We start from the raw sequence: 24,561 nt of genomic DNA, 5'->3' as shown, positions 1-24,561 counted from the left end.
AATTCACTCCTACCATTCTATTTCTTCAACTGATATTGGATTAGGATTAACCTCAACGCTTCTAACCTTTGCATCATTAATCTTAATAACCTTATCAGCCATAGGTGCAATTGCTGAGTTATGAGTTATTATTATAACTGTAGTTCCTATCTTTCTACAGGTATCCTGTAATATTTTTAATATTTGCTTACCTGTACTATAATCTAAAGCACCAGTTGGTTCATCACAAAGTAATAATTTTGGATTCTTTGCAATAGCTCTTGCAATAGAAACCCTTTGTTGCTCTCCCCCTGATAACTGTGCTGGAAAGTTATCCTTTCTATGTCCAAGTCCTACTAACTCTAAAGTTTTGTCCACGTCTAATGCATTATTTGAAATTTGTGTAGCAAGCTCTACATTCTCTTTTGCTGTTAAATTCTGTACTAGATTATAAAACTGAAATACAAACCCAACATCATATCTTCTATACTTAGTAAGTTCCTTATTACTAAATTTAGATATATCAGTTTCATCAATTACTATTTTTCCTTCATCACAGCTATCCATTCCTCCAAGAATGTTAAGTGTAGTTGATTTTCCTGCACCACTTGGCCCTAAAATAACAACAAACTCTCCTTTTTCAATAGAAAAGTTAATTCCATTATTAGCCACAACTGTGTTTTCTCCGATTTTATATCTTTTATATACATCAATTACATCTATATACGCCATTTTATACCTCCCATAACTAACTATTGAATTTTAGAAAAATTACTATATACTTAAAGTTATTAAATAGACACTTTGTTCATTTAATTTTATAATTAATAGTATAAGTTAATAAAACTCTCTAGACAATAATCACATAAATTCTTAACGTTATTAAATAAACATTCCAAGTTAATTTGTTCATTTAATAACATTTAACATTAAATTATACAAACTATATTCTAAGTGAATGTTGATTTTTATCTAGTCCTTCAGACCTACTTAATAAGCACTAGTTTAAAACATAGTTTTATCTTAAGACAAACAACTTCTTAAAATATATAAATTAAAAGGAGATTTATAATATGGCAGGTGTTAAAGGAAATCGTAGAACTTTATATACTAAAAAAGTAATTAAGGAAAGTTTAATAGAATTGCTTAAAACTAAAGAAATTCATCAGGTTACTGTTACTGATATATGTAAAAAAGCTGATATTAATAGAGGTACATTTTATACTCACTATAAGGATGCTTTTGATTTATTTCAATCTATGGAAGATGAATTGTTTGATCAAATTTTAAAGTACATAAAAGAAATTCCAGTAGAAGAATATAACAGTTTACTACTTCTTAAGGTACTTGAATTAATTAAGGAAAATAAAGATTTGTGTAAAGTACTATTCTGTAATCAAAGAGATAGTAGCATATTAAATCGTATTTTAAATATTGCAAATCAAATAGATTTAGATCAATTGTTTAATAACCCTAATCTAATCAATAAAACTATAGCTAACTACTATATGAGATACTCTGTTGGAGGTTGCATTTCAATTATTGAAACATGGTTAGAAAATGACCTTCCTGAATCTCCAAAGGAGCTTGTTCACATAATTAATGGCATAAACCAAGTAAATATTCAAAGCTTTTAATAAATATCTCTGTTTTGGGTGAATGTTGATTTTTAGCTAGTCCCTCAGACCTAACTTAATTTCGCAAAGTATTGCTCATTAAGATGGTCTTACAGTTCTATCTAAAAATCAACACTAGTTTAAAACATAGCTTAATAAATAAAAAGACCATATAAAAACAATTTAATAAAACTTATAAATATATTTTGAATACTATTTATAAGTTTTATTACTAAGTTTTTGTGCTGTCTCTTTTTTACTTATAATATCCATATTCACAAAGTAATTCGTGGCAACTATTTACCTCATCATCTGTAAAAAGTTCACTATACTTACTTTCAACAATAGTGGCTTCCATTGTAAGGTCTAAACGGTTTGCCTTTTGTAATTTATCAAAACCCTCTGAAACTCTACCTTTACGTAAAATCTCTTGAACTGTTCTTACTCCACCGAACTTTTCTATTGTTAATAAAAGCCTCTTTTGAGTGCATCCACACTCTTTCTCTGCTATTTCACATTTCTTAATAAGTTCTTTTTCAAATACATTTTCTAATGACATAATATTTACTCCAAACATATTTTTTTGCACTTAATTATACTATATCATTATAGTTACATCAATCTTCTATAAGATCTTATACCGTATAAACTAATTCTGCCCAAAGCATTATAATGGCTAAAGTTTGATTTAACAATAAAAAATATCTTCATATGATGCCATAGTTTCTATTTAAATAAAATGAATATTAATTATGAATATATAGATACCTCTTTGAACAAAATAAAATCGAAATAAAATGAACAAAGGAGTATAAATCAATGAAGAAAATTTTAAAAAATTCATTATTTTCATTATTTTTATTATCTTTATTCTTAGCACCAGTTAAAGTTCAAGCTTTAGAAAATAAAGAATGTAAAAATATGCCCTATAACAAAGCTACCTGTAATTTAAGAATGGCAGAAAGGAGACTTTGGATAGACCATGTTTTGTGGACTAGAAGTGATATTGTAAGTGCCTTAGCTTCACTTGAAGACAGTAGTGCTGTATCAGAGAGACTTCTAAAAAACCAAGATGATATTGGAAATTCAATTAAACCTTACTATGGAGAAGAAGCTGGAAATAAACTTGCCACTCTTTTGAGAGAACATATAAAGCTTGCTGAACAAGTTATTGGTGCCGCTAAAAGTGGAAATAAATCTGATTTAGAAAAGTATAATACACTATGGTACGAAAATGCTGACCAAATAGATGATTTTTTAAGTTCTGCTAACCCTAACTATTCAAAAAGAACTCTAAAAAATATGTTACATAAACATTTAGAGTTTATTACAACTCAAGTTGTATCTAGATTAAATAAAGATTGGAATGCAGATATTAAGGCATTTGACCAAGGTGAAGATCATATGATTAAGTTTGCAGATATACTTGTTGATGGAATAATAAAGCAGTTTCCTGAAAAATTTAAGTAATTAATAGATATCAATTATATTTAAGGAGGATTATGTAAACAAATTCCATAATCCTCAATAATCTTTATTATTAATTTTAATATAACATTATAAAATAAACAATTATATTTTTAGACATAATAAATATTTATATATATTTTAATAAAGTTTATACCAAAGGTGCTTCAATTTGAGTAGTGAAAAGGAACTGGTGAAAATGACCATCATTACAACTAGTTCTTCCAGCTACTAAATGCACATGCTTGTTAGTACCTGGTATTCTAATTGCAGGACCAGTAAAAATACATATTTGGTGAAAATGATCAAGGAAATCTGTCCTAGTGTTAATTTTGTGAACATGGTTTTTTCCACCATGTATTGGTATAGCTTCACCTGTAACTCCTGCAGTACGATGATTGTGTCTATCATCGCCTTCTTCTGCTAACTTAACACTTTGTTCAAATTCATGAACATGTGTCTGTCTTTCTTCATTACAACATCTCATACAACATTTCATACAACATTCGTTTTTATCTCTACAGTCATTATCATCTCTACAATCATTATAATCTCTTCTGCACTTATAATTTTGATAACCCATTTTGAATATCTCCTACATACTATATATTAAGAAATTTCGCTAAAAAATCTCTTAATATATAGTATGAAAATATTCGACATATTGGTTCTTATTTTGTAGAATTTTTAGACTTACATAATAAATTAGTCACTTCATATATACTATTTTCTTATTTCTACTCAATTTTATTATAGATATCTCTTAATTTATAACCCAATATTTAATTCCTTTATAAATTTTATTCTACTTATAAAAATACCAATTAAATAATAAATGGAATTTCTTGTAATCTTGCCACACAAACCTTAAAAGAAATCTTTTATAATTTTTATATTTAACTTGATAAAATATAACCTTAAATTTAAGCATTTTGTTTAATGTTAAAAATAAATAAAATATGATATAATACATATTAAATAAAGGAGGTGTTTTTCTTGAAAGTACATGATACATTCAGCTACAAACTATCTTGCTCCTTGCAAAGATTACCAAAAGTAAGCTATGCTTTGTTTGGAGCCTAAGATATTAAGTTAGCTGAATATTTTTTAGGTTCTGTAACACATAGCTTTTTTAGTATTCTTTGCTTTAATACTATTACGTAAAGTAAAGGAGCAAGGAAATGAAATATGTAAAAGCACAAGATGTGTTACCAGAGGAAATCATTGAAATACTACAAAAATATGTAGATGGAAAGTATCTTTATATTCCAAGAAAAGATGAAAATCAAAAGGCTTGGGGAGAAAATAGTGGCATAAGAGAAAGTCTTAATGCTAGAAATACTGAGATATTTAAAAAATATAAAGATGGAATCTCCATAAATACTCTTGCAAAAGAGTACTTTCTTTCAGAGAAAAGTATAAGAAGAATTATAAGTGATAAAAAGAAATTATGCTCATAATCATTACAGAATTAATTATTAGATTGAATACTTATTTTAAAAGATGTTATTATTTCATTAAAGCATTAGCGCAAAGTAATAACATCTAAATTTAAAACAAGCTTTAAAAACAATATGATTATGAATATATTATGTTTTAAATATAGATGATTATTATTACTCTAATTTGAGTGATAATAATCATTTTTTATTTTGAAAAGGAGGTATGTTTTAATGAAACCTTTTATAAAGAAAGAAGATTTTAATTTTATAAGAAAATGTACAAATGATTTACACAGTACTTTAAGAAACTGTGTTGACCCTAATATTATAGAAACAAATAAAGCATATATAAATGAGAAAATATTAAATAGATTTATTGATATATCTGATGAAGAAAGAAACTTAATTGATATTAATAAAATAACTGATCCACTACATATTGATAAGTATTTAGAAGATTTAAATGAATATGTATATGGAATGTCTGCTATTAAAAGCACTCAACTTACTAAATTATTTAGAAAGGAAAAGAAATTAAAGATTCCTGATTTGGATTTTGAAAATTCAAAGAAAGTTTATTTAGGATGGATTGATGAAGGAAGTAGAAAATTATTCTTAGCATATAACTTAGATGGTAGGCTTACTGGTATGTCATGTAAAATACCAAGTTATAATTCAAGCAATAACCACATTTGTGCCCTTTGCAACCATATTGGAAATGATACAGAAGTAGCCTTTGTTTCAGCTGTTTGCAAAACATCCAACCCAGAGCAAGGAACTTATAGGTCAATAGGTTTTGACATATGTTTAGATAGTGAAAAATGTAATGAGAGAATTACTTCCACTGATAAACTTGAAAAACTTTTAAAGGATGTTAATAAAATAAAGAAATAATCAATTAAAATAGTCTAAGGTTAACATATAGACCTTAGACTATTTCATATTTATTTAAAAATTTCTATTTAAGAAGCTCTTTTCCTTTTCTAACATTGAATCTTCATATCTTGCGATTTTATAATTAAGACGCTCTAGCGTTCTATTCATCTCTTCTATTTTTTCTATTAGTATATTTCTTTGTTCAATCAACAACTCTTTTCTAGAATCAATAGTTGCATCTCCTTGTTGAAACAAACCAACATACTCAATTAACACTTCAATAGGAAGACCTGCTCCTCTCATGCATTTTATAAACTCTATCCAGTTACAGTCTTCTTCTGTATAATCTCTAATTCCGCTTTTATTACGATTCACAGGTGGGATTAAACCTATTCTCTCATAATATCTAAGTGTATCTTGAGAAAGATTAAACTTCTTGCTTACCTCTGTAATCTTCATATCTAAATCATCCCCTTTTTCACTTTGTATTATATAAACTAGTATATTATAACAAAATACTTAAACTAAAAAAATTCTTTTATACAGTTTTTCCAACTTCATAAGCTTCATCAAAAACTCTAGTTCCTTTAACTTCACCTTTTTTCCATACACCAGTTCCATAGATTATTCCTCTTTCCTTTGCTCCTGAAAGACAGCTTGTAAATCCTCTGAAACTTTCTATTGTCCTTTTCATAGTATCTTTACTTCCATCTGCCGCTGAAACAATAAAATAAAATTCTTTATTACTTATTTCTTCATATCTAGCAACAGTTCTATCAATTAGTGTTTTCATTTGACCATCCATTGTATAAAAATAAACTGGAGTAGCCATAACAATCACATCTGCATCAACCATTTTCTCAAGAATTTCTGCCATGTCATCATTCAATACACATTTTCCATTATTATTCAGGCAACTTTCACACCCCATACAAAAATTTATTTTCTTATCTCCTAAGAAAATTTTCTCAACTTTATTTTGAGCTTCTTGTGCGCCTTTCATGAACTGATCACATAACATATCTGAATTTCCACCTCTACGTGGACTTGAAGATAGTATTAATACCTTTTTACTCATTCTAATCTCCCCCTCTTAATAATACTAACATTATATTTTTTAATTATATTACCGATATATAAATCTTGTTCTCCTTACTTTAATTTGTTATATATCTCATCTTCTACAGCTTCTAACCATTCTGTAGCTCCTTTTTCTGACTTAATTTCCACAGCAAGATGAGAAAACCAGCTATCTTTAGCTGCACCATGCCAATGTTTTACATCAGCTGGAATTTCAACAACATCTCCTGCATGTAACTCTTGTGCTTCTTTTCCTTCTTCTTGGTAATAACCTCTTCCCCCAGTAACTAAAAGTATTTGTCCTCCTGCATGAACATGCCAATTATTTCGACATCCAGGTTCAAAGGTTACATTTCCTATAGGACAAGCACTCTCAAAAGGTGTAAGCATGTTTAAATATACTGTTCCTATAAAATTTTCACTTTCAAATTTTTCACCAACTGAGAAAATCGAATTATTTATTAAGTCTTTTTCTTTACTCATTTTAATCCGCTCCTTATAAATTTTTATTTATATGAATTTTTATAAATATCTATACAATCTTCAACACTTAAAGCTACTCTATCACAAGCAAATAAAAAGCCCATTGTATCCATAGCATTTTTAGCCATCATCTCAAATTCTTCTGGCTTGATTCCATAATCAGACATTCTTAAATCTGCTACACCACAATCTTCTTGCAATTTTACAAGCATAGTTATAAAATCCATAGGTTCTTTTGCATCTTTCATCCCCATAGCTTTTGCCATACTTACAAAACGTTCATCACAAACATGTTTATTTATGAAGTGTGTGAAATAAGATTTACTAAGCATAATAAGTCCTGCTCCATGTGGTAATTCTTGATGATATGCACTCATTGCATGTTCTAATGAATGTTGACTTGAAGTTGATCCAACACACATTTCAATTCCTGATAAATAATTTCCAAAAGCAACTTTTTCTCTAGCTTCTAAATCATTAGGATTTTTAACTGTCTTGGCAAGATTACGACTTACATTTTCTATTGCAGTAATTCCTACCATATCACTCATTAAATTTGCTCTATTTGAAATATACCCTTCCACACTATGGAATAATGCATCAAATCCTTGATATGCAGTAAACTTTGGTGGAACTGTACACATTAATTCTGGATCAACAATTGCTAATGTTGGAAATAATAATTCATGAACAATTCCTGTCTTTTCATTTGTTTCTGCATTAGTGATAACAGCACCATAATCTGTTTCTGATCCTGTTCCTGCAGTGGTTGTTATTGCAACTATTGGAAGTGTATTTACTTTAATAGATTTTCCATTTCCTGTTCCAGAAACAACATAATCCCAAAGGTCTCCTTCATTTGTTGCCATAAGTGCTATTGCTTTTGAAGCATCCATACAACTTCCACCACCTAAAGCAACAATAAAATCACAGCCATTTTTTCTTGCAAAAGCAGCCCCATCCATAACAGTACTTTTTAATGGATTAGGTTCTACCTTATCAAATACAACGGTCTCTATTCCTGCCATATGAAGTTGTTCTTCTGTCCTTGCAAGATATCCATTTTCTCTTGTTGATTTTCCATTAGATATTACTATCATTGCCTTCTTTCCCGGAAGTTTTTGAGTATTTAAATCATTTAATCTACCTGCTCCAAATAATGTTCTTGTTGGTACATACATATCAAAAGCCATAATTATTCACTCCTTAATCTATCTATTTTATTTTCGGCTACAAATATAGCCTACTCCTTGGAGTTAGCTCCAAGTCAATAGCTTTTTAAAAGATTTTATAATTATTTGAATAAAAAATAAGATAGACTATTAAAAAGTCTATCTTAAACCTTTATTACTCTATACAAAAATAGAAGTAGTTATATTTTTATTTACTTAATTCTAATATTTCATCCCAAGTAGGAATTGAATCCAAAGCTCCTATTTTGCTTGTTATTATTCTATCAATAAGTTCCTTTAAATATTATCTTCAAGTTCTAAAGTTAAGTACATATAATCTCCATCTGATGTTATTTTTCCCTGTTTAACTTTTAATTCCTCTTTAAAAAGCGGTCCTGCTATAACTGTAGTATGGAACTCCCCCGCTTCACCACAAGGATCAATTCCTCTTTTCTCTAATTCTCTCATATAATCAAGAGTAAGAGTTCTTCCTAAATCTTCTTTCTTCATTCCTTTATTTAGATTAATTGTAACAATCTTAGTTACAAATCCTAAATTAATGAATTCTTCAACTACTTCCTTATGACTTTTTCTCCAAAGTGGCATACCAAGTTCAAGCCCTACACTACTAGTAACTCTTTCATGCCAACATTCTTCTTCCGGCACATCAATATCTCCTGTTACAAGTACCTCTGCACCTAATGCCTTTGCTTCTTTCAACTTATCTACAAAAACTTTTTCATAGTCTTCCCAATTTGTAGCAGCTGTAAAAAGAGGTAGTCCAATTGCTTCTGCTTGTGCCTTAAGCACAGATGGAAAAAGACTATGAGCTCTTGATCTCTCTCCATCTTCCTCCATCATTACAATAATACCTACGGCTGTTCCTTCTTGCATCGCTTTATATAAAGCTAATGTACTATCTTTTCCTCCACTATATGAGGCTATGAACTTTTTATCTTTTGCACCATCATTCCATTTTTTCATATTTTATTAATGCTACTAATAAAAAAATATATTATTTATTAAGTAGCTTCTCCTTCCTTATAAAAAAGTAGTTTTCTAATCTAATATTACCTTTATGAATCAGCCTAATTTATTTTCTTTTTATCTTCTATTATTTATTGTCAATATAATATACCTTATTCATCTTAATAGTTACTTATAAAGTCATATACCTCTTCATCCTCCCATTGAGAGATCTTTATATTTCCAAGTTCCTTACTCTTCTCAGGAAAATTTAAAAAACTCTTTAATTCATCTTTGTTTCCTTCTCTATCTATCTTCGTTTTACTTATTAAAACTTTTTGTACACAAGGCTTACTGTTTGCATCTGATGGTAACATCATTAATGCTAATCCACCTATGTATTTATTTTTATTTAGATTAGGTTTTATCATATTTATATATGCTATACCATCATGTCCACTTTGTAGATTGAAAAATATAAGTTTTTCAGAAACTGTATAATTTCCTTTAAAAGCTTTAACTACTTCTCCCTTTGAAAGGATTTTGAATATTACCTCTTCCTCTCTAAACTCAATTTTTCCTTCATGTATTCCGCCCTCTTTGCCTATGTTAGTAATTAAAAAATATGCATAATAGTTATCCTCAAATATTTCTTCATCTATTCCATTATTATTTTCTAAGTTATCCATATCCATAGCAGTTAAAGTTCTGTTTAGAAACTTGTCTAAACTTAAATCATATATCTTGCATATATACATTAGTGTTTCTATGGAAGGAAAAGCTTCTCCAGTTTTATATTTTGAAAGCAAATCCTCTGAAACTCCAATCTTCTTTGCTAATCTTTTTTGAGTTCCTTCAAGTTGAATAAGTTTCTTTAAATTATATATAAAAACTTTTGAAGTTTTATCATATATAGTATTTTTTAAAACCTTAACCTTATTAATATCATGTTTTTCTTCTTTAACTTCATTCTTTATAGACTCTATTTTAACTTCTATATCTTCTTCTATTTTTTTAATTTCATCTAATTCCTTTTTCAAATGCATTCCTCCCAAAACTTATTATGCCACTAAACTTTATTTTTTCTCTTATTAAAGCTATTATATGCTTAATAATTAGCATAAAAATAGACCTACTTGAATTTCATTCAACTTAATATCATAAACTTTTCAAGTAAGTTTTATATTCATATATAAATATTGTAATAAATAAATCTTCATATTACTATATTAAAGAAGTTACAAAATATATTTTTTAAAAGTAAAGATAAGAGGTTCTTTAAAATATGAAAGCTTTTGATAAAAGTAAAGTTAAAGCAATTTTATTTGATTCAGGTAGAGTTTTAAATAGACCAACTACTGGTCATTGGTTTATAACACCTAACTTTTTTGAATATGTGGACAAACAAAAATTTGATTCCATAAAAAAATCCAAAAGAAATAATGCCTTCTCTAAGGCTTATGAATATATAGATAAACAAAAATTTATTCTTACTGAAAGTGATGAATATACTCATTTTTTAGAATATTATAAGATTATTTCTAATAATCTTCCTGAATTAGATTTAACTAATGAGGATATTAAATCAATAACAAATGATTATGTATACAATTATGAAAAATATACCTTCTTTGAAGATGTGCCTAGTACTCTTCAAAAACTAAGTCAATCATATAAACTAGCAGTAGTATCAGATGCTTGGCCCTCTTTAGAAGGCATATTCATAAACATGAACTTGAGAAAATATTTCTCTTCATTTATAATTTCTTCTCAAAAAGGAATAACTAAGCCAAATGAACTTATGTTTAGACTAGCTTTACAAGAACTTAATGTTCAACCAGAGGAATCAATATTTATTGATGATAACCCTAAAAACTGTGAAGCTGCTATGAAATTTGGTATTACTCCAATAATATTATGTAGAGATTTTAAATCCTATATTTATAACAAAATAAAATATAGGAACATCTTAGTAGTAAGAAATTTAAATGATATTTACGACATACTGAATTAAGTTAATTCCCCCGATTAACTTAAAATTTAAATATACATTCATACAAAACCCTAAAAAGGAGCTATATAAAAAAATTATTTAATATAGCTCCTTTTTTATGTGGTTATATTAGATAGTCTACATTACATAGAAAGTTTTTTAGATTCTTTTTAACTAGTTCACTATACGTATATTTAATAATATAGCCTAGTTACCTTCCTATTCTATCCATCTTTTTTTTAATATTTCTTTTATAATTTCTAAATTTTCCTTACCTATATTCTTTTCTATTTCTTTCTCTATAATTAATTTAAGTTCATTGTTTTTCTTGCAATATTCTTTTCCTATTTCAGTAAGTTCTGTATATTTACTATTACTTTCTGTCTTTTTAAACTTCAAATAGCCTCTACTCTCTAATTTCTTTGCACATTTAAACATTGCCTGTCTGGAAACATTTGCCTGCCTAGCAACCTCTGCAATAGATATTTTGCCCATACTAATTTTAGCCAAAAGCATTGCCTCTGTATGAGAAATTTCTTCTTCATTTTCTTTTAACCATCTATCTTCAACTTCTCTTCTAAGAACTATGTGTTTTTCACTTACTAAGTCTATTATATTTAAATCTTTATCCATTCCCTCACCTATTTATCATAATTTTATTTATTATTCCTTTTTACTTCTTCATACTTTAATATATTTTATCACATTAAGATTTGCATTTTAATCTTTCATTTTAATTTACATAATTCAATATAAAATCCCTACTATATAGTTTAATCTCTAAATAATTATTTAACCTAAATTTATAACCCCGATACCCAAAGTCAACTTAGTTGACTTTTTCTTTCCTTTATTGTTATAATATAATTTGTCAACTTAGTTGACTTTATTTTTTTACTTAGGAGGATTTTTTTATGGGAAACACTAAATTTCAAAAATTTATTTTTACATTAATGATGTGTTTTGGCATGGTACTTTGTATGACAGTATATAATATGATTTTAAATGATGGACTAAATTCAAGCTTGCTTTCAAACTTATTTAAAGACTTTTGGTTTGGATTCATTGTAGCACTTTTTTTAGATGTTTTTGTAGTGAGTAAACTTGCTAAACCTCTTGCCTTTAAAATAGTTAAACCAACTGAAAATACACATCCTTTAAAAATTGTTATAGCTATATCTACTTGTATGGTTATAGGAATGGTTTTATTAATGTCTCTTTATGGTTCTATAGTTGTTGCTGGCTTCAATTTAGAAGCAATAAAAATATACCCATACTGTATTGCAAGAAATTTTATTGTAGCATTACCACTTAATTTATTAATAATATCTCCTTTAGTTAGATTTTCTTTTGGAAAAGTTTTTGCTATTAATTAAAATTCTAAACCCAACTAAAAAAACAACATGTATCATAATCTTTTGATACATGTTGCTATATCTTATTTATCTTTAATTTTTTCTCAATTATTGATTTAAACTTCCTTTTTATTAAAATTTTAAGAATATTTAAATGCATGATATATATTATTAATAAATTTTGCAAATAAAAAATAATTTAAACTAGTCATCACTACATACGCAGAAAGAATTTTGAACTTCTATATACTCTTCCGGAGTTAAAGAAAGTATATATTTATCAAAATGATCTTCATTACAGAAATATCCTACCTTATTTTCTATATAATTTTCCTTTGGTTCTTTTTCTAAATCTTTTCCACAATATAAGCATTTTTTCATTTTGTTCTCTCTCCTTCTACCATATAAATATTATATAGTTTATTAGCTTTTCACATTATAAAAAGTTTCTTATATATTGATTATTACACAATCATATCACCGATTCCACTTATATCTAAAGTTTTATTTTCATATATTGCTTTCAAATCAGTGAAATTTTCAGGCCAAACTAATAGCTCTGAATTTGTTAGTCACTAATCACAAGCGCCTATTATGCACAAAGCTTTCAATTAATCGATTAATCTTTCCTCCATATCATTTATAATACTATTTACTGATATATCACATAAGCCTCTATTAGTCTTACTATTTTTGATTTTTAAAAAGTTAGTAATTTCAATATAAGTCTTAACATTTCATTATGTATTCTAAAAACCCTGAATCCTCATTTTCTTGCTCCTTGATTATTTCAAAACCCTTCTTTTTATAAAATTCAACTGCTTTTTCATTCATCTTATAGACAGCTAACTCTATGCTTCCATATTTCCTTTTAACATAATCGATTAAAGTTCCTCCTATGCCATTCCCCTGATTTTTAACATCGACGAATAAAGCTCCTATAAACTCATTATTAATTATGCTTATAAAACCTTTTATTTTTCCATCGTCATAATAAACAAAGTTCTTAGCCATTGGAATATAAATATTTTTTACAACCTCATAATTTTTCTTCCAATATTCCTCTTCAATAAAATCATGAGCTTTCACTGTGCTTTTCAACCATATTTTCATAATTTCATCTATTTCACTATTCATAAGTTCTCTTATTTCCATATTTATTTTCTCCTCCATACGATAAGTTTCCGATTCATACTAATCTAATTATTTTTTTAAATAATTAATATACTTATATCAAGTATACATATATTTTAAAAAATCTCCTATAAATTTCATAAAAAAATATAGGTTAGATAACATATTTAGTTAATCTACCTATATCCTTTTACTTCTATTAATAATTTTAATTTCTATTGCTGAGTAATCATCTCTATCTCTAAATTTTTAGAACTAATTTTAGTTAAGTACATACTTATTATTATAGTTACAATTTCAGCAAAAGGAATAGTTAACCATACTCCACTTATTCCTATAAGATTTGGTAAAATTATTATTCCTAAAATTATAAATACAATTCCTCTACTTGCTGCAATAACAATTGATGCCCTTGCATCACCTATTGATGTAAAATAACCTGATTTTATTATATTAAATCCACATATTAAAAATGAAAATGCATATATTTTAGAACCATCTATTGCTAATTTTAATACCTCTTCGTTCCCCTTAGCAAACATTGAAACTAATTCTTTTCCAAAAACAAATAATATTAAAAATAATATTGCCCCAACAATTAAGTTTATTTTTATGGCTAAATTTAAGGTCTCCTTTACTCTATCCTTATCTTTGTATCCATGATTATAACTAATAATTGGTCCTATTCCATCTGATATCCCAAACATTATTAGTACCCCGAATTCTCCTATATAATTTATAGTAGTAAATGCTGCAACACCTGCTGCTCCTGCTATCTGCATAAAAGCCATATTAAATACATAGGCAGTTGTTGCTATGGCTATTGCAGTAACTCCCTCTGATGAACCATTATAAACTACAGGTACTATTACTGACTTATCAAATTTACCCTTAAATACATTTACAATATTATTTTTATCAATCATTGGCTTTATAACAACAAAAAATGCTACTACATAGGCTAATCCTGTGGCAATAGCTGCTCCACTAACACCTAAACCTAATTTCTTTATAAGAAGAAAATCTAATATTATATTACAAATAACACTTAAAATCATTCCTTTTAAATATAGATCTGGTCTTCCAACTACCCTATTTATGAATCCAAATAAAAACATTAAACCAATTAGAGGCGCAAACATTGAAATTATTTTTACATAACTTGCAACTCCATTTAATAAGACCTGATCAGCCCCTAATATAAAAGCTATCCTTTCACTAAAAAATATTCCTAAAATCGAAATAATAATAGTTGATATTATGATTAATATAAATGATGTTTTAAATATATTCTGAGCTTCTTCTTCATTTCTGTCACCTAAACTTCTACCTATAAAGCTTAATGAACCAACACTTATTATCATGCTACACCCTATTATAACCTGCATAAAAGGTTGTACAATATTTACACTTGCCATTGCATTTGTTCCAACATAATTTCCTAAAAACATACCATCTATAATTGTTTGAGCACCAGCTATAATCATAGAAACTATTGCTGGTATCATAAATTTAACAAGTAATTTCGATATTTTCTCAGTTCCTAATATGTTTTCCTTCATCTCTTCCTCCTGTAAAAATAAAATATTTTGACGGAACTAATTTTAAACCTTTGTGTAACACAAAGGTCAAGTTATAAATTAACTCCTTATAAATTAATTAATCCTTACAGGTATTTGTATTTCAAATAATTCTTCATCATCTATATCTGTAACACTAATATCAATTTGTACAATCTCTATTATATCTCCACAAATCTCATAATTTTCTTTTTCTATAAACTTTATCATTTTCTCAATTTTTGAGCTAATGTCCCATATAAAACCTTTGTAATACATGCAAACATAATCTCCCTTTGGAATAATTTTAATCTTATTCTCATCCATATTTCCTGTGTCATCTATAAACAAAAACAACTTAAATACTCTTTCAATAATATTGTTAGAACTTTTTTCTCCTATAATAGCTCCATATCTATTACTTCCTACGATAGGAGCTATTTCGTTAAGCTCATTCTCAAGTTCAACATAGGAGTAATTTAACTCAACTTCATTGAAAATTTCTCTATCAAAAGTAATAACATATCTTTTTTCAATATTTTTAATAATTATCTCTTCTGAATGATCCACTTTTGAGATATACTCTAAATGTTTTATCTTTTCTTTAGTACTTTTTTCTAAAGCTTTTAATTCTTTTATTTTTTCTTCAAGTTCATTGTACTTTTGTTTTAAAATATTAAGAGATTGATTTAGATTTCTATTGTTAAAATACTTCTTAATCTCTTCAATACTCATACCTAGTTGACGAAGTTCAAGAATAGTACTAAGTCTTTCATATTGTAAAATAGAATAATATCTATAACCTGTTTTTTCATCTGTTTTAATTGGCTTTAGCAATCCAATCCTATCATAATACCTCAAAGTTTCAGAAGTAATATTTTTAAGTTTTGCAAACTCCCCTATGGTAAATTTATCTTTCAAAACTATTCTCTCCATTCTATTTAACTCTCATATTTATTTTTTATTATACCTTAAAAATTAACTATTCTTTACTTCAAAAATATTCTAGTCATTAATTTATCTATTGCCAAATCTCCAAATACTCTTTTTAATGTTTTGCATAATATACAGTCAATATTTACGGAATACTGACTTTTAGGATTTTTTTTAGAAATTATTTTTGATACAACTCTTGCTACCTTTATTGGTGGTGCATTGGTAATTAATTTAGTGAAACTTTTTTTAAATAACATGAATTCTTCTTTGTAAGCTTCAGCATTTTTTGATTTTGATGTCTTATCAAGTGTTTTCATAGCTGGATTTATAAATTCAGTATTAATAAATGAAGGTTGTATTTTTACTACTTTAATTCCACTTTTCGCATTTTCCATTCTAAAACCATCAATCATACCTTCTAATGCATGCTTTGAAGCTGGATAGAAAGACATCATTGGTGTGGAAACTACTCCTACTAAAGAAGATGTTACAATAATATGCCCATATCCCTGTTTTCTCATTTGAGGCATAACCGCCTTAATAGTTCTTAACACTCCAAATAAGTTAACATCAAATTCTTTTTTTGCATCATCTATATCTATAGTTTCTAATGCTCCTGCACAAGCATATCCTGAGTTAGCAAAAACCGCATCAATCCTACTTTCGTTTTTAATTATGGTTTCTACTGCTTTTTGTACTGATTCTTCATCTCTAACATCTAAAAACATTAATTTACCACCAATTTTTTCAAGTTCTTTCATTCTCTCTACTCTTCTTGCAGTACAATATACAGTATTCCCTTCTTCTAATAATAATTTAGCTGTTGCATAACCTATTCCAGAGCTTGCTCCTGTAATTAATATAACTTTTCTCATTATTTCTACACTCCTATTTACAGTTAATACAACTATATAATTTTTTATATTTATATCTATTTAAAACTAGTATTAATTTTTAGATAGATATATAAGATCATCTTAATAAGCATATAGTATGAAATCATATATCTAATAATAGCGTTAAGAAGCTTTTCTGCTTAAGTTTAGCAAATATTTAATCCTTAGTGTTTATATTTTTATACTTAAAGCTTTATTCTTTAGCACTAAAAATATTGATGTTACTATAACTGATATTACTAATAACCCTAGAAATAGCCATCCTTTATTTATTTTATATACATATGATGAAATCAATGGACCTACTGCATAGCCTAAAGATTCTGATGCTCCAACGACTCCAAAAATTACACCCTTTATATTCTCATCTTCTCCAAATTCCATTAATGAATTTTGAAGAGAGGCATTTAAAAATGTTGCTCCTAAAAAATAAATAATTATTACAATGGTAAATAAGGTCATACTTCTTATAAAAGATAATGCAAATAAAGATAGATCCATAACTATAAATGATAAAAATAATTGTCTTTTTACTCCAATTTTATCGCTAGTCCATCCACCCAAAGGAGCAAATAAACCAAAAACAAATAAGTAAATTGAAATTATTGATGAAGTGTAAAATATTGTTCCTCCTAAAACATCTCGACCATAAAAGGGAAAAATGGATCCTATACATCCATATATAAAGTCGCCTAAAAAAGCTATTGAACTTAGCAAGATTATTTTTGGAGCAAGTTTATATTTTTTTATATCTTCTAATATTACCTTTATCCTACATCCCAACATTTCCTTTGACTTTTTACATTTATCCATTTTCTTCTCTGGTTTATTAATTTTAAATATGGTAAATATAAGTGAAATTATTATCCCTACTGATGATACATAAAAAACCATATTATAGTTATTTATATTAGATACTATAAATCCTCCTATAATAGCTCCAATAGCGCCCCCAAGAGTAAAAACTGCTGAGGCATACCCTGTACATTCTCCCCTTTTTTCTTCATCTAAAGATCTTGAAAGTATAGAATAATTTGCTGGTGCCGACATTCCTAAAACTGCTCCTTGAATTATATATATACTCCCTGCTAAAATCTTTGTGTGAAAAATGGTATATGCAAAAGGAACGCAAGACATTAAGACAAGAGCAACTATAAGTAACAACTTATCTCCTATAGCATCTGAAACCATACCAAAAGGAACCTGAGCTAGTGCCTTACTCAATCCATAAAGTGACATTATTACTCCTATTAATAATGTGCCTATTCCAATTGAATCAAAATAAAGAGATATTATAGGTATCATAAAAGTATAACTTATACCAAATATAAACCTTAAAATACAAAAATTTAATAATTCTTTTTTCTTAAATAAAACATTATTTTTTATATTCATGGCTAACTCCTTAAGTTGAGTTTTTCTTTAGTATCCTTCATCTCTTAAATTATTATTCAAAACTATATCTTAGCTTTATTAAATAAAATTATGTATAAAGCTGTAACTAAAACTGAAACTATTAGTAAACCCAAGAACAAATAATTTTTATTAACTTCATAGATATATGCTGAAATAAGTGGTCCTAAGGCATAACCTAAAGATTCTGATGAACCAACAAAACCAAAAACAAATCCTTTGACTATATGATTGTCTCCAAATTCTGAAAGAGAACTTTGAAGAGCTGCATTTAAAAAAGTAGCTCCTAAAAAATACATTATTATAACCACTGTAAAAATTGGTACACTTCTAGTTATTACGAGAGATAGTAAGGTTACATTCATTACAGCAAAGGATAAAAGTAATTGCCTACTATTTCCTATTTTATCACTAATATACCCTGCTAAAGGAGCTCCTAATCCAAATACCAATAAATAAACTGATATAATTGAGGAAGTATAAGATGTGGACGTACCTAAGACATCTCGTCCATAAAAATGAAAAAGTGCTACAACGCAAGAATATATATAATCTCCTAAGAAAGCTATTGAACCAAGAACTAGAACCTTGTATATAAGATCTTTTCTTCTTAATTCTTCTAATATACACGTTAATCCTACTTTACTTCCTCCACATGATTTACTTACTTTTACCTTAGTTATCTTTAATGATACATAAACTAAAGTAATAAATACTCCAAAAGAAGCTAAATAAAATACAGTATTATAATCATTTAACTGTGTTACAATATATCCTGCAATTGCTGCACCTATTCCACCACTAAAGGTAAAAACTGCTGATGCAAAGCCTGTACACTCTCCTCTTCTTCTAGAATCTAATGACCTAGCTAGTATAGAATAAGTGGCTGGAGCTGCCATACCCAAAACCGCTCCCTGTATTACATATAAACTCCCTGCAGCTAATGTATTATTAGTTAATGTATATCCTATTGGAACAATTGTCATTAAACCTAAACTTAATTTTAAAGTTGACTTATCCCCCATCCTATCTGAAATAATTCCAAAAGGCATTTGTGCTAGAGTTTTACTAACACCATATAAGGACATAACTGTCCCTATTACAACAGTCTCCATACCTATAGACTCTAAGAATAATGGAATTATAGGAATCATAAGACTATAACTTATTCCAAAAATAAATCTGTATGTGCAAAAATTTCTTAATTCTGTTTTTCTAAAAAACACACTATTTCCTACTCTCATATCTTCTCCTACTTACTTAACAAAGTTTATATTATTTATTCTATTCTTCGCCTTCTTCATTTATTAAAATATGTAATCTAAAATTAATAAAAAAAGCATTTAGGTATAATCTCCTAAATGCTTTAAACTTATTATTTATTCTATAGAGTTTTTATTTTATTAATCCATATATATAATTAACTAAAGAAATTCAATAATTATTTTAAATCATAAATTTATTTAGTTAGTAGCAACCATTTCATTCTTCATTGTATTTTTCTCAAAGATTTTAAAGAATGGATAATAAAGTACCATACTTACTGGTATAAGTAAAAATACAAAAAGAACATTCATAGCATCTAAAGATGATAAATATGCTTGTGCAAAAAATGGTGTAAATGATGGATCTACTATGTATCCCGGTGTTATAAACCCAGTTAATTGAGCAAAATATGTTAAGCCACAAGTAACTATTGGCGTTAAAATAAATGGTATGGCAAGTATTGGATTAAATACTATTGGCCCTCCAAATATTATTGGCTCATTAATTCCACAAATACCTGGTACTAATGATAATCTACCTAGTGACTTTAAATGTATAGATTTACTCTTACACATTAGTAGAACTAAACCTAAGGTATTTCCAGCTCCCCCCATTATAGCTATTCTAAACATCTGAAGATTCATAAGTGCTGTTGGATCTTGTCCTGCCGCTATAAGCTCACTATTAATTCCAGTGTTAGTTATTCCAAGTGAAAATAGTATTGGAAATATTATTGATGTTCCATTAATTCCAAATAACCAAAGAATATTTCCAAAAGTTATTATAAATAAGAATCCCCAAATATTATCTACAACTGATAAAGCTGGTGTTAATATGCTCATTATTGCCTCAGGAATATTTTTACCTATCATAGAAACTAAGATAATATTTAACCCATATATTATTACTATGTTAGCTAACACTGGAAGTATAGAGTTGACAAAAGATGTTACTGCTGGTGGAACTGAACTTGGGAATTTCATTTTTAATCCCTTTAACTCTATAAATCTTGTTATTTCAACTGACAAAATTGATATTATTATTCCTACAAATAATCCATCTGCCCCTAAAAATTGAGTACTTATTCCTCCCTCAATAGCAGGAGCTGCAACCATAAGAAAAACAGAAGTTGATATTAATCCTACTATTGGTGCATTTAACTTATATTCCTTTGCCAATGAATAAGAAATTCCGAAAACACTTAGAAGGCCAAATATCCCCATTGTCATATTAAAAGGTGCTGTTAATAAAGCATAATTTTCAGTGGAAAAGTTTTTCCAATTAATTAAGAATTTAATAAGTATATTTGATGTATTCACATCTACTAAATCCATATTTATTGGTGGATTAGCTATTATTAAAAATAAAGCTCCAACAACTATAAGTGCAAGAGGCATCATCATTCCTGCTGATATGGCTCTTAAATGTATTTGGTTCCCTAATTTCGCTCCTAAAGGAGACAGTTTTTCATCTAATTTAGCTAAAAATTTGTTTTCCATCTTAAGTTATCCCCTTATAAAATTTTAATCCTTAATCTCGTATACACTTGTCCTATTAAATAAAACTCAAAATTCTTCCTCAAAGAATTTTTTGAATTGAGATATGTTAATTTATCTCTCAATTAGTCCTACCCCTTAAAGAGATTTATCTTTTAATTAATATTGAAATCCATTATATTTAAATGCTGATTCAACGGCATCTTCTGGTTTATAAACCTTAAGTATTTCTTCATATCTTTCTTTATAGTCATTATCTACATTCATTTGAGGTATAACTTTACTTGCTTCATGTAAAAAATGGAATGAATCTCTTCCCATTTCAGCGCCTCTAACTGTGTGCTTATCTAAAGCGTAATCAGGAATTTCTGGAACTTCTCCCATTGCAAATCCTTTAATAACTATATTTTTAAGTAAATCACTTGATCTATCTTTTTCACATGCACAAAGATATCTAATAGCATGTATGAAGAATATAGGTCTATCTCCATCTGCATAGTCAAACTCTTTTCTCATAGTATTTAAATTATTTATTAAAATTGGTGCATTAGTATCTCCCATTCCAATATCTTCAACAGTGATTGTTATAAGTCTTCTCCAAAGTTTATCCTCCATTTGAGGTGAAGTTATGTACATTTCATAAGCAAATTTACAAGCTTCTTCAACAAGCCCTCTTCTTATTGATTTTTGAAGGGAAGATATAACCTCGTCTCCTCTTAAACCATTTCTTGTTCTTATATTTGCCCATGGATCTTGAATGAATTTTTTACTCATAATAACTCTCCTATCTAAAATAAGTATTTAAATATGTTATAATTTATCTTAAAAAACAGTACTTCATAGAGGTGATTTTATGACATTTTTTTATTCTACTGATAAATACAATCTAAATGAACTTGAAATAAATATTCTAAATTACTTAGAAAAAAATATAAATGACATAAAAAATATTAGTATTAGAAAACTAGCTAAAGAAAACTTTACTTCTACTGCAACTATTTATAAGCTTATAAAAAAACTAGGTTTTGATGGTTATGCTGATATGATTTATGCTCTCCATTACGACAATTTAAATAAAAGTTTAGGAAGAAAATCTAATAGTCCTTATGAAGCTATTGAAAATTCCCTAAATCCATATAAAGAAAACTTTTTAAAACTTCTTAATAAGTATAAAGATAAGCAAATAGTCGTAACAGGTATGGGCTTTTCTCAAATTGTTGCCGATTATATATCAGAATCCTTATTTTTAAAAGGATTTAATATAACTTCAAAGCTTCACATACAATTTTTAAATAAAGATAATGCTAATAAACTCTTATTAATAATAATTTCCCAATCTGGTGATACACCTAGACTTGTTGAATTAGCAACTAAAGCTAAAGAAAACAATTTAGAAATTATAAGCTTTACAGGCTCTGAGAACAATAAAATAAGTAGCTTATCTAATCTTTCTATAAAGACTAAGACTAATCCTAAATTTAAAGTAGAAAGTAACTTTTTCTCTGGTGAATGTATTATCGCTATTGAACTTCTAACACAAACTCTATAAAGACTTCTATGCCTATACTTTACTTTATAAAATACAATTATAAAATAGTTTTAACGTCTTTAAAAACATGTTATAAAAATTTAAAACATTGTATTTATTAATTTTACTCTTGTGGTTTTTATAAAGAATAAATTTATTGATTTAACAAAAGCTATTTATTAATGAAAACCACAGGAGGAATTATAATGAAAATATTCAAAAGATTTTTCTTAATTTTCTTAGTTATTATAAGTTGCATAGTTACCATTTTTCCTACTAACACCAAAGCATTTACTCTCCTAAATTCTAATCTTCTTATAAATTGTGAATCTTCATTAACTCTATCAAATGAAAATAATATTCCCTATATAAAAAATTCTGTAATTCCAAAATCACTTTATGTAATAATGGAAAACCAAATGACTAATGCAGAAAAAACTATGATTGCAACACTTCAAGGACTTATTTCAAGCAAAACAGATACTCAAATTTATATTCTTCCTTCAAGTGAGAGTGATTATAAAATTTGGCTAGAAACTCTAAAAAAAGAATATAAAATTAAAGAAATTAAAATTGAAGATCCATGGGAATTAATAAATATTTTTAAACAATATATTAAAGGATATGTACTATATAGTAATTTCAAATCACCTTCAATTAACAATGCATGTACTCTTGCTTCTTTAAAAGATGCTTTGGCTATTGATGAAGCTATAGAATCTAAGTTAAATGAACATGGAATTACTAATTTAATTGAGGATTGTAGAAATACAGATAAATGCTGGGCTTTTAAGAACTTGTGGAATTCAGGTTTAAATCATTCAACAGTTATAGAGCTATCCCCAGATAAAACTACTGCCCTAAGAGATTATGCAATAATGTCTAAATCTCTTATATTCTATGAAGATATTAATAGTACAGATTTAAGAGATAAAATTTTCAGTTCTATAGATGATAATGGATGTATATTAGGTTGGGGACCTGATGAACACGGAAATGTTTCACTTTCTTCAAAATATGGAATTGATATGATTGCTGCTGATTGGTCTTATAATCTTTCTGTTTTAAGTTCTTTTCCTACAAAGGATCTAACTCAAAAAAGTTTAAAAGAAATAAAACAAGAAGATGGCTTTCATTACGTAACCTTTATTATGTCTGATGGAGATAATCAACAGTGGCTACTTGGAAGCAATTATAATAATAAAAATTGGTTTGGTTCTCCTTATAGAGGTACTTTTAATTTAGGATGGTCAATAAGTCAATCACTTTACTACTTGGCTCCTACTGTTTTTGAAGAATACTATAAAAGTGCTAAAGCTTCAATTTGCAATGACAACTTTGTTGTTTCTCCCTCTGGTAATGGATATATATATCCAAGTAAATTTCCACCTAATAAATTAGATGACTACACAACCCGATTAAATAATTATATGAAAAAAGTTGATCAAAATTATGTACTAATTCTTGATGATGATGTCCTTTATAAAAAAGATTTATGGAATAAATACACTACTAAATCAAATATAAATGGACTTTTTTATCTTAATTATTATAAAAATAATAGTTATGATGGAAAAATAATATGGTCAAATGATAAACCTGTAGTTTCTTGCCGCGATTTACTTTGGGAAGGACTAGAAACTGAAGACCAACTTATTTCTAACATAAATAATAGAGTTCTTGCTGGTCATACTAAGCTAAATGATCCTAATTCCTATACCTTTGTATATGTTCATGTATGGAGTAATACTATGGATAATGTCTATGATGTAGTAAATAAATTAACTAAGAATCCTAAAGTTAAGGTGGTAACTCCAACTGATTTTATGAAGTTAATAAATAAAAACTTAGATAAAGTTGATCAATAAACTAAAAAGACTATGCCTTAAAATAAAAGGCATAGT

The 24,561-nt window shown here is 27.5% G+C and carries 27 protein-coding genes; 8 read left to right on the top strand and 19 right to left on the bottom strand.

The window, feature by feature from the left end:
• Positions 1-9 precede the first annotated feature (9 nt).
• On the bottom strand, positions 10-711 hold the full coding sequence (locus AC2JAQ_RS03665; RefSeq protein ID WP_488457956.1) for an ABC transporter ATP-binding protein: 702 nt from the start codon (positions 709-711) through the stop codon (positions 10-12).
• 341 nt (positions 712-1,052) lie between these two features.
• On the opposite strand from AC2JAQ_RS03665, the gene AC2JAQ_RS03660 reads away from it, so the two are divergent.
• Positions 1,053-1,616, top strand: a complete 564-nt coding sequence (locus AC2JAQ_RS03660; RefSeq protein ID WP_488457955.1) for a TetR/AcrR family transcriptional regulator — start codon at positions 1,053-1,055, stop codon at positions 1,614-1,616.
• A gap of 235 nt (positions 1,617-1,851) precedes the next feature.
• On the opposite strand, the gene AC2JAQ_RS03655 is transcribed toward AC2JAQ_RS03660, so the two are convergent.
• Positions 1,852-2,154 carry a hypothetical protein gene (locus tag AC2JAQ_RS03655; RefSeq protein ID WP_488457954.1) on the bottom strand — a complete coding sequence of 101 codons (303 nt, stop codon included), beginning with the start codon at positions 2,152-2,154 and terminating at the stop codon, positions 1,852-1,854.
• 260 nt (positions 2,155-2,414) lie between these two features.
• Here AC2JAQ_RS03655 and AC2JAQ_RS03650 point away from each other — a divergent pair, with 260 nt between their 5' ends.
• Positions 2,415-3,065: a glycosyltransferase gene (locus tag AC2JAQ_RS03650; protein ID WP_488457953.1), complete on the top strand. Its 651-nt coding sequence runs from the start codon at positions 2,415-2,417 to the stop codon at positions 3,063-3,065.
• Positions 3,066-3,213: 148 nt separating this feature from the next.
• On the opposite strand, the gene AC2JAQ_RS03645 is transcribed toward AC2JAQ_RS03650, so the two are convergent.
• Positions 3,214-3,549 carry a YmaF family protein gene (locus AC2JAQ_RS03645; protein WP_488458768.1) on the bottom strand — a complete coding sequence of 112 codons (336 nt, stop codon included), beginning with the start codon at positions 3,547-3,549 and terminating at the stop codon, positions 3,214-3,216.
• A gap of 694 nt (positions 3,550-4,243) precedes the next feature.
• Between AC2JAQ_RS03645 and AC2JAQ_RS03640 the strand changes: the two genes are divergently transcribed.
• Both AC2JAQ_RS03640 and AC2JAQ_RS03635 read left to right on the top strand, forming a co-directional pair.
• Complete coding sequence (locus tag AC2JAQ_RS03640) at positions 4,244-4,522, top strand: CD3324 family protein (RefSeq protein ID WP_322504147.1); 279 nt, start codon at positions 4,244-4,246, stop codon at positions 4,520-4,522.
• A 213-nt stretch (positions 4,523-4,735) separates the two neighbouring features.
• A complete protein-coding gene (locus tag AC2JAQ_RS03635) occupies positions 4,736-5,398 on the top strand; it encodes a FusB/FusC family EF-G-binding protein (RefSeq protein WP_488457952.1) in 663 nt (220 codons plus the stop codon).
• A 54-nt stretch (positions 5,399-5,452) separates the two neighbouring features.
• On the opposite strand, the gene AC2JAQ_RS03630 is transcribed toward AC2JAQ_RS03635, so the two are convergent.
• The 6 genes from AC2JAQ_RS03630 to AC2JAQ_RS03605 all read right to left on the bottom strand — a co-directional run bounded on the left by AC2JAQ_RS03630 (position 5,453) and on the right by AC2JAQ_RS03605 (position 10,121).
• Complete coding sequence (locus tag AC2JAQ_RS03630; RefSeq protein WP_488457951.1) at positions 5,453-5,839, bottom strand: MerR family transcriptional regulator; 387 nt, start codon at positions 5,837-5,839, stop codon at positions 5,453-5,455.
• A 79-nt stretch (positions 5,840-5,918) separates the two neighbouring features.
• Entirely contained in the window at positions 5,919-6,458 is a 540-nt protein-coding gene (locus AC2JAQ_RS03625) for a flavodoxin family protein (protein ID WP_488457950.1), read from the bottom strand.
• A 74-nt stretch (positions 6,459-6,532) separates the two neighbouring features.
• Entirely contained in the window at positions 6,533-6,943 is a 411-nt protein-coding gene (locus tag AC2JAQ_RS03620) for a cupin domain-containing protein (protein ID WP_488457949.1), read from the bottom strand.
• 23 nt (positions 6,944-6,966) lie between these two features.
• Positions 6,967-8,136 carry an iron-containing alcohol dehydrogenase gene (locus tag AC2JAQ_RS03615; protein ID WP_488457948.1) on the bottom strand — a complete coding sequence of 390 codons (1,170 nt, stop codon included), beginning with the start codon at positions 8,134-8,136 and terminating at the stop codon, positions 6,967-6,969.
• Positions 8,137-8,412: 276 nt separating this feature from the next.
• Positions 8,413-9,099, bottom strand: a complete 687-nt coding sequence (locus AC2JAQ_RS03610) for a Dph6-related ATP pyrophosphatase (RefSeq protein WP_488457947.1) — start codon at positions 9,097-9,099, stop codon at positions 8,413-8,415.
• 164 nt (positions 9,100-9,263) lie between these two features.
• The gene (locus tag AC2JAQ_RS03605; RefSeq protein WP_488457946.1) at positions 9,264-10,121 is read right to left on the bottom strand and encodes a helix-turn-helix domain-containing protein; all 858 of its coding nucleotides are present in this window, start codon (positions 10,119-10,121) and stop codon (positions 9,264-9,266) included.
• A gap of 245 nt (positions 10,122-10,366) precedes the next feature.
• Between AC2JAQ_RS03605 and AC2JAQ_RS03600 the strand changes: the two genes are divergently transcribed.
• Positions 10,367-11,095: an HAD-IA family hydrolase gene (locus AC2JAQ_RS03600; RefSeq protein WP_488457945.1), complete on the top strand. Its 729-nt coding sequence runs from the start codon at positions 10,367-10,369 to the stop codon at positions 11,093-11,095.
• 198 nt (positions 11,096-11,293) lie between these two features.
• On the opposite strand, the gene AC2JAQ_RS03595 is transcribed toward AC2JAQ_RS03600, so the two are convergent.
• Positions 11,294-11,707 (bottom strand): MarR family transcriptional regulator, encoded by a 414-nt coding sequence (locus AC2JAQ_RS03595; RefSeq protein ID WP_488457944.1) that lies wholly within the window; start codon positions 11,705-11,707, stop codon positions 11,294-11,296.
• 281 nt (positions 11,708-11,988) lie between these two features.
• Between AC2JAQ_RS03595 and AC2JAQ_RS03590 the strand changes: the two genes are divergently transcribed.
• A complete protein-coding gene (locus AC2JAQ_RS03590; RefSeq protein WP_488457943.1) occupies positions 11,989-12,450 on the top strand; it encodes a DUF2798 domain-containing protein in 462 nt (153 codons plus the stop codon).
• 183 nt (positions 12,451-12,633) lie between these two features.
• On the opposite strand, the gene AC2JAQ_RS03585 is transcribed toward AC2JAQ_RS03590, so the two are convergent.
• From AC2JAQ_RS03585 to AC2JAQ_RS03545, 9 genes are all read right to left on the bottom strand, one after another.
• Positions 12,634-12,810: a hypothetical protein gene (locus AC2JAQ_RS03585; protein ID WP_003477030.1), complete on the bottom strand. Its 177-nt coding sequence runs from the start codon at positions 12,808-12,810 to the stop codon at positions 12,634-12,636.
• 348 nt (positions 12,811-13,158) lie between these two features.
• On the bottom strand, positions 13,159-13,584 hold the full coding sequence (locus AC2JAQ_RS03580; RefSeq protein WP_488457942.1) for an N-acetyltransferase: 426 nt from the start codon (positions 13,582-13,584) through the stop codon (positions 13,159-13,161).
• Between the two features lie 194 nt (positions 13,585-13,778).
• The gene (locus AC2JAQ_RS03575) at positions 13,779-15,125 is read right to left on the bottom strand and encodes an MATE family efflux transporter (RefSeq protein WP_488457941.1); all 1,347 of its coding nucleotides are present in this window, start codon (positions 15,123-15,125) and stop codon (positions 13,779-13,781) included.
• A gap of 93 nt (positions 15,126-15,218) precedes the next feature.
• Positions 15,219-16,043: a MerR family transcriptional regulator gene (locus AC2JAQ_RS03570; RefSeq protein WP_488457940.1), complete on the bottom strand. Its 825-nt coding sequence runs from the start codon at positions 16,041-16,043 to the stop codon at positions 15,219-15,221.
• A 68-nt stretch (positions 16,044-16,111) separates the two neighbouring features.
• Positions 16,112-16,933 (bottom strand): SDR family oxidoreductase, encoded by an 822-nt coding sequence (locus AC2JAQ_RS03565; protein WP_488457939.1) that lies wholly within the window; start codon positions 16,931-16,933, stop codon positions 16,112-16,114.
• A gap of 192 nt (positions 16,934-17,125) precedes the next feature.
• Positions 17,126-18,349: an MFS transporter gene (locus AC2JAQ_RS03560; protein ID WP_488457938.1), complete on the bottom strand. Its 1,224-nt coding sequence runs from the start codon at positions 18,347-18,349 to the stop codon at positions 17,126-17,128.
• Positions 18,350-18,411: 62 nt separating this feature from the next.
• The gene (locus AC2JAQ_RS03555) at positions 18,412-19,611 is read right to left on the bottom strand and encodes an MFS transporter (RefSeq protein WP_488457937.1); all 1,200 of its coding nucleotides are present in this window, start codon (positions 19,609-19,611) and stop codon (positions 18,412-18,414) included.
• 219 nt (positions 19,612-19,830) lie between these two features.
• Entirely contained in the window at positions 19,831-21,132 is a 1,302-nt protein-coding gene (locus tag AC2JAQ_RS03550) for a PTS sugar transporter subunit IIC (protein WP_488457936.1), read from the bottom strand.
• A 156-nt stretch (positions 21,133-21,288) separates the two neighbouring features.
• Positions 21,289-21,903: an AAA family ATPase gene (locus AC2JAQ_RS03545; protein WP_488457935.1), complete on the bottom strand. Its 615-nt coding sequence runs from the start codon at positions 21,901-21,903 to the stop codon at positions 21,289-21,291.
• A 79-nt stretch (positions 21,904-21,982) separates the two neighbouring features.
• On the opposite strand from AC2JAQ_RS03545, the gene AC2JAQ_RS03540 reads away from it, so the two are divergent.
• Entirely contained in the window at positions 21,983-22,678 is a 696-nt protein-coding gene (locus AC2JAQ_RS03540; protein WP_488457934.1) for a MurR/RpiR family transcriptional regulator, read from the top strand.
• A 182-nt stretch (positions 22,679-22,860) separates the two neighbouring features.
• Positions 22,861-24,525 carry a GxGYxYP domain-containing protein gene (locus AC2JAQ_RS03535; RefSeq protein WP_488458767.1) on the top strand — a complete coding sequence of 555 codons (1,665 nt, stop codon included), beginning with the start codon at positions 22,861-22,863 and terminating at the stop codon, positions 24,523-24,525.
• Positions 24,526-24,561 lie beyond the last annotated feature (36 nt).

Source organism: Clostridium sp. LIBA-8553 (assembly GCF_057782465.1).
The sequence above is the reverse complement of the archived record's forward strand: the minus strand, read 5'-3'. Positions and strand labels throughout refer to the sequence as shown.

Coding starts and splice junctions, on each gene's coding strand:
- AC2JAQ_RS03665 (WP_488457956.1), bottom strand. CDS start 711: ATGGCGTATATAGATGTAATTGATGTATATAAAAGATATAAAATCGGA.
- AC2JAQ_RS03660 (WP_488457955.1), top strand. CDS start 1,053: ATGGCAGGTGTTAAAGGAAATCGTAGAACTTTATATACTAAAAAAGTA.
- AC2JAQ_RS03655 (WP_488457954.1), bottom strand. CDS start 2,154: ATGTCATTAGAAAATGTATTTGAAAAAGAACTTATTAAGAAATGTGAA.
- AC2JAQ_RS03650 (WP_488457953.1), top strand. CDS start 2,415: ATGAAGAAAATTTTAAAAAATTCATTATTTTCATTATTTTTATTATCT.
- AC2JAQ_RS03645 (WP_488458768.1), bottom strand. CDS start 3,549: ATGAGATGTTGTAATGAAGAAAGACAGACACATGTTCATGAATTTGAA.
- AC2JAQ_RS03640 (WP_322504147.1), top strand. CDS start 4,244: ATGAAATATGTAAAAGCACAAGATGTGTTACCAGAGGAAATCATTGAA.
- AC2JAQ_RS03635 (WP_488457952.1), top strand. CDS start 4,736: ATGAAACCTTTTATAAAGAAAGAAGATTTTAATTTTATAAGAAAATGT.
- AC2JAQ_RS03630 (WP_488457951.1), bottom strand. CDS start 5,839: ATGAAGATTACAGAGGTAAGCAAGAAGTTTAATCTTTCTCAAGATACA.
- AC2JAQ_RS03625 (WP_488457950.1), bottom strand. CDS start 6,458: ATGAGTAAAAAGGTATTAATACTATCTTCAAGTCCACGTAGAGGTGGA.
- AC2JAQ_RS03620 (WP_488457949.1), bottom strand. CDS start 6,943: ATGAGTAAAGAAAAAGACTTAATAAATAATTCGATTTTCTCAGTTGGT.
- AC2JAQ_RS03615 (WP_488457948.1), bottom strand. CDS start 8,136: ATGGCTTTTGATATGTATGTACCAACAAGAACATTATTTGGAGCAGGT.
- AC2JAQ_RS03610 (WP_488457947.1), bottom strand. CDS start 9,099: ATGAAAAAATGGAATGATGGTGCAAAAGATAAAAAGTTCATAGCCTCA.
- AC2JAQ_RS03600 (WP_488457945.1), top strand. CDS start 10,367: ATGAAAGCTTTTGATAAAAGTAAAGTTAAAGCAATTTTATTTGATTCA.
- AC2JAQ_RS03595 (WP_488457944.1), bottom strand. CDS start 11,707: ATGGATAAAGATTTAAATATAATAGACTTAGTAAGTGAAAAACACATA.
- AC2JAQ_RS03590 (WP_488457943.1), top strand. CDS start 11,989: ATGGGAAACACTAAATTTCAAAAATTTATTTTTACATTAATGATGTGT.
- AC2JAQ_RS03585 (WP_003477030.1), bottom strand. CDS start 12,810: ATGAAAAAATGCTTATATTGTGGAAAAGATTTAGAAAAAGAACCAAAG.
- AC2JAQ_RS03580 (WP_488457942.1), bottom strand. CDS start 13,584: ATGGAAATAAGAGAACTTATGAATAGTGAAATAGATGAAATTATGAAA.
- AC2JAQ_RS03575 (WP_488457941.1), bottom strand. CDS start 15,125: ATGAAGGAAAACATATTAGGAACTGAGAAAATATCGAAATTACTTGTT.
- AC2JAQ_RS03565 (WP_488457939.1), bottom strand. CDS start 16,933: ATGAGAAAAGTTATATTAATTACAGGAGCAAGCTCTGGAATAGGTTAT.
- AC2JAQ_RS03560 (WP_488457938.1), bottom strand. CDS start 18,349: ATGAATATAAAAAATAATGTTTTATTTAAGAAAAAAGAATTATTAAAT.
- AC2JAQ_RS03555 (WP_488457937.1), bottom strand. CDS start 19,611: ATGAGAGTAGGAAATAGTGTGTTTTTTAGAAAAACAGAATTAAGAAAT.
- AC2JAQ_RS03550 (WP_488457936.1), bottom strand. CDS start 21,132: ATGGAAAACAAATTTTTAGCTAAATTAGATGAAAAACTGTCTCCTTTA.
- AC2JAQ_RS03545 (WP_488457935.1), bottom strand. CDS start 21,903: ATGAGTAAAAAATTCATTCAAGATCCATGGGCAAATATAAGAACAAGA.
- AC2JAQ_RS03540 (WP_488457934.1), top strand. CDS start 21,983: ATGACATTTTTTTATTCTACTGATAAATACAATCTAAATGAACTTGAA.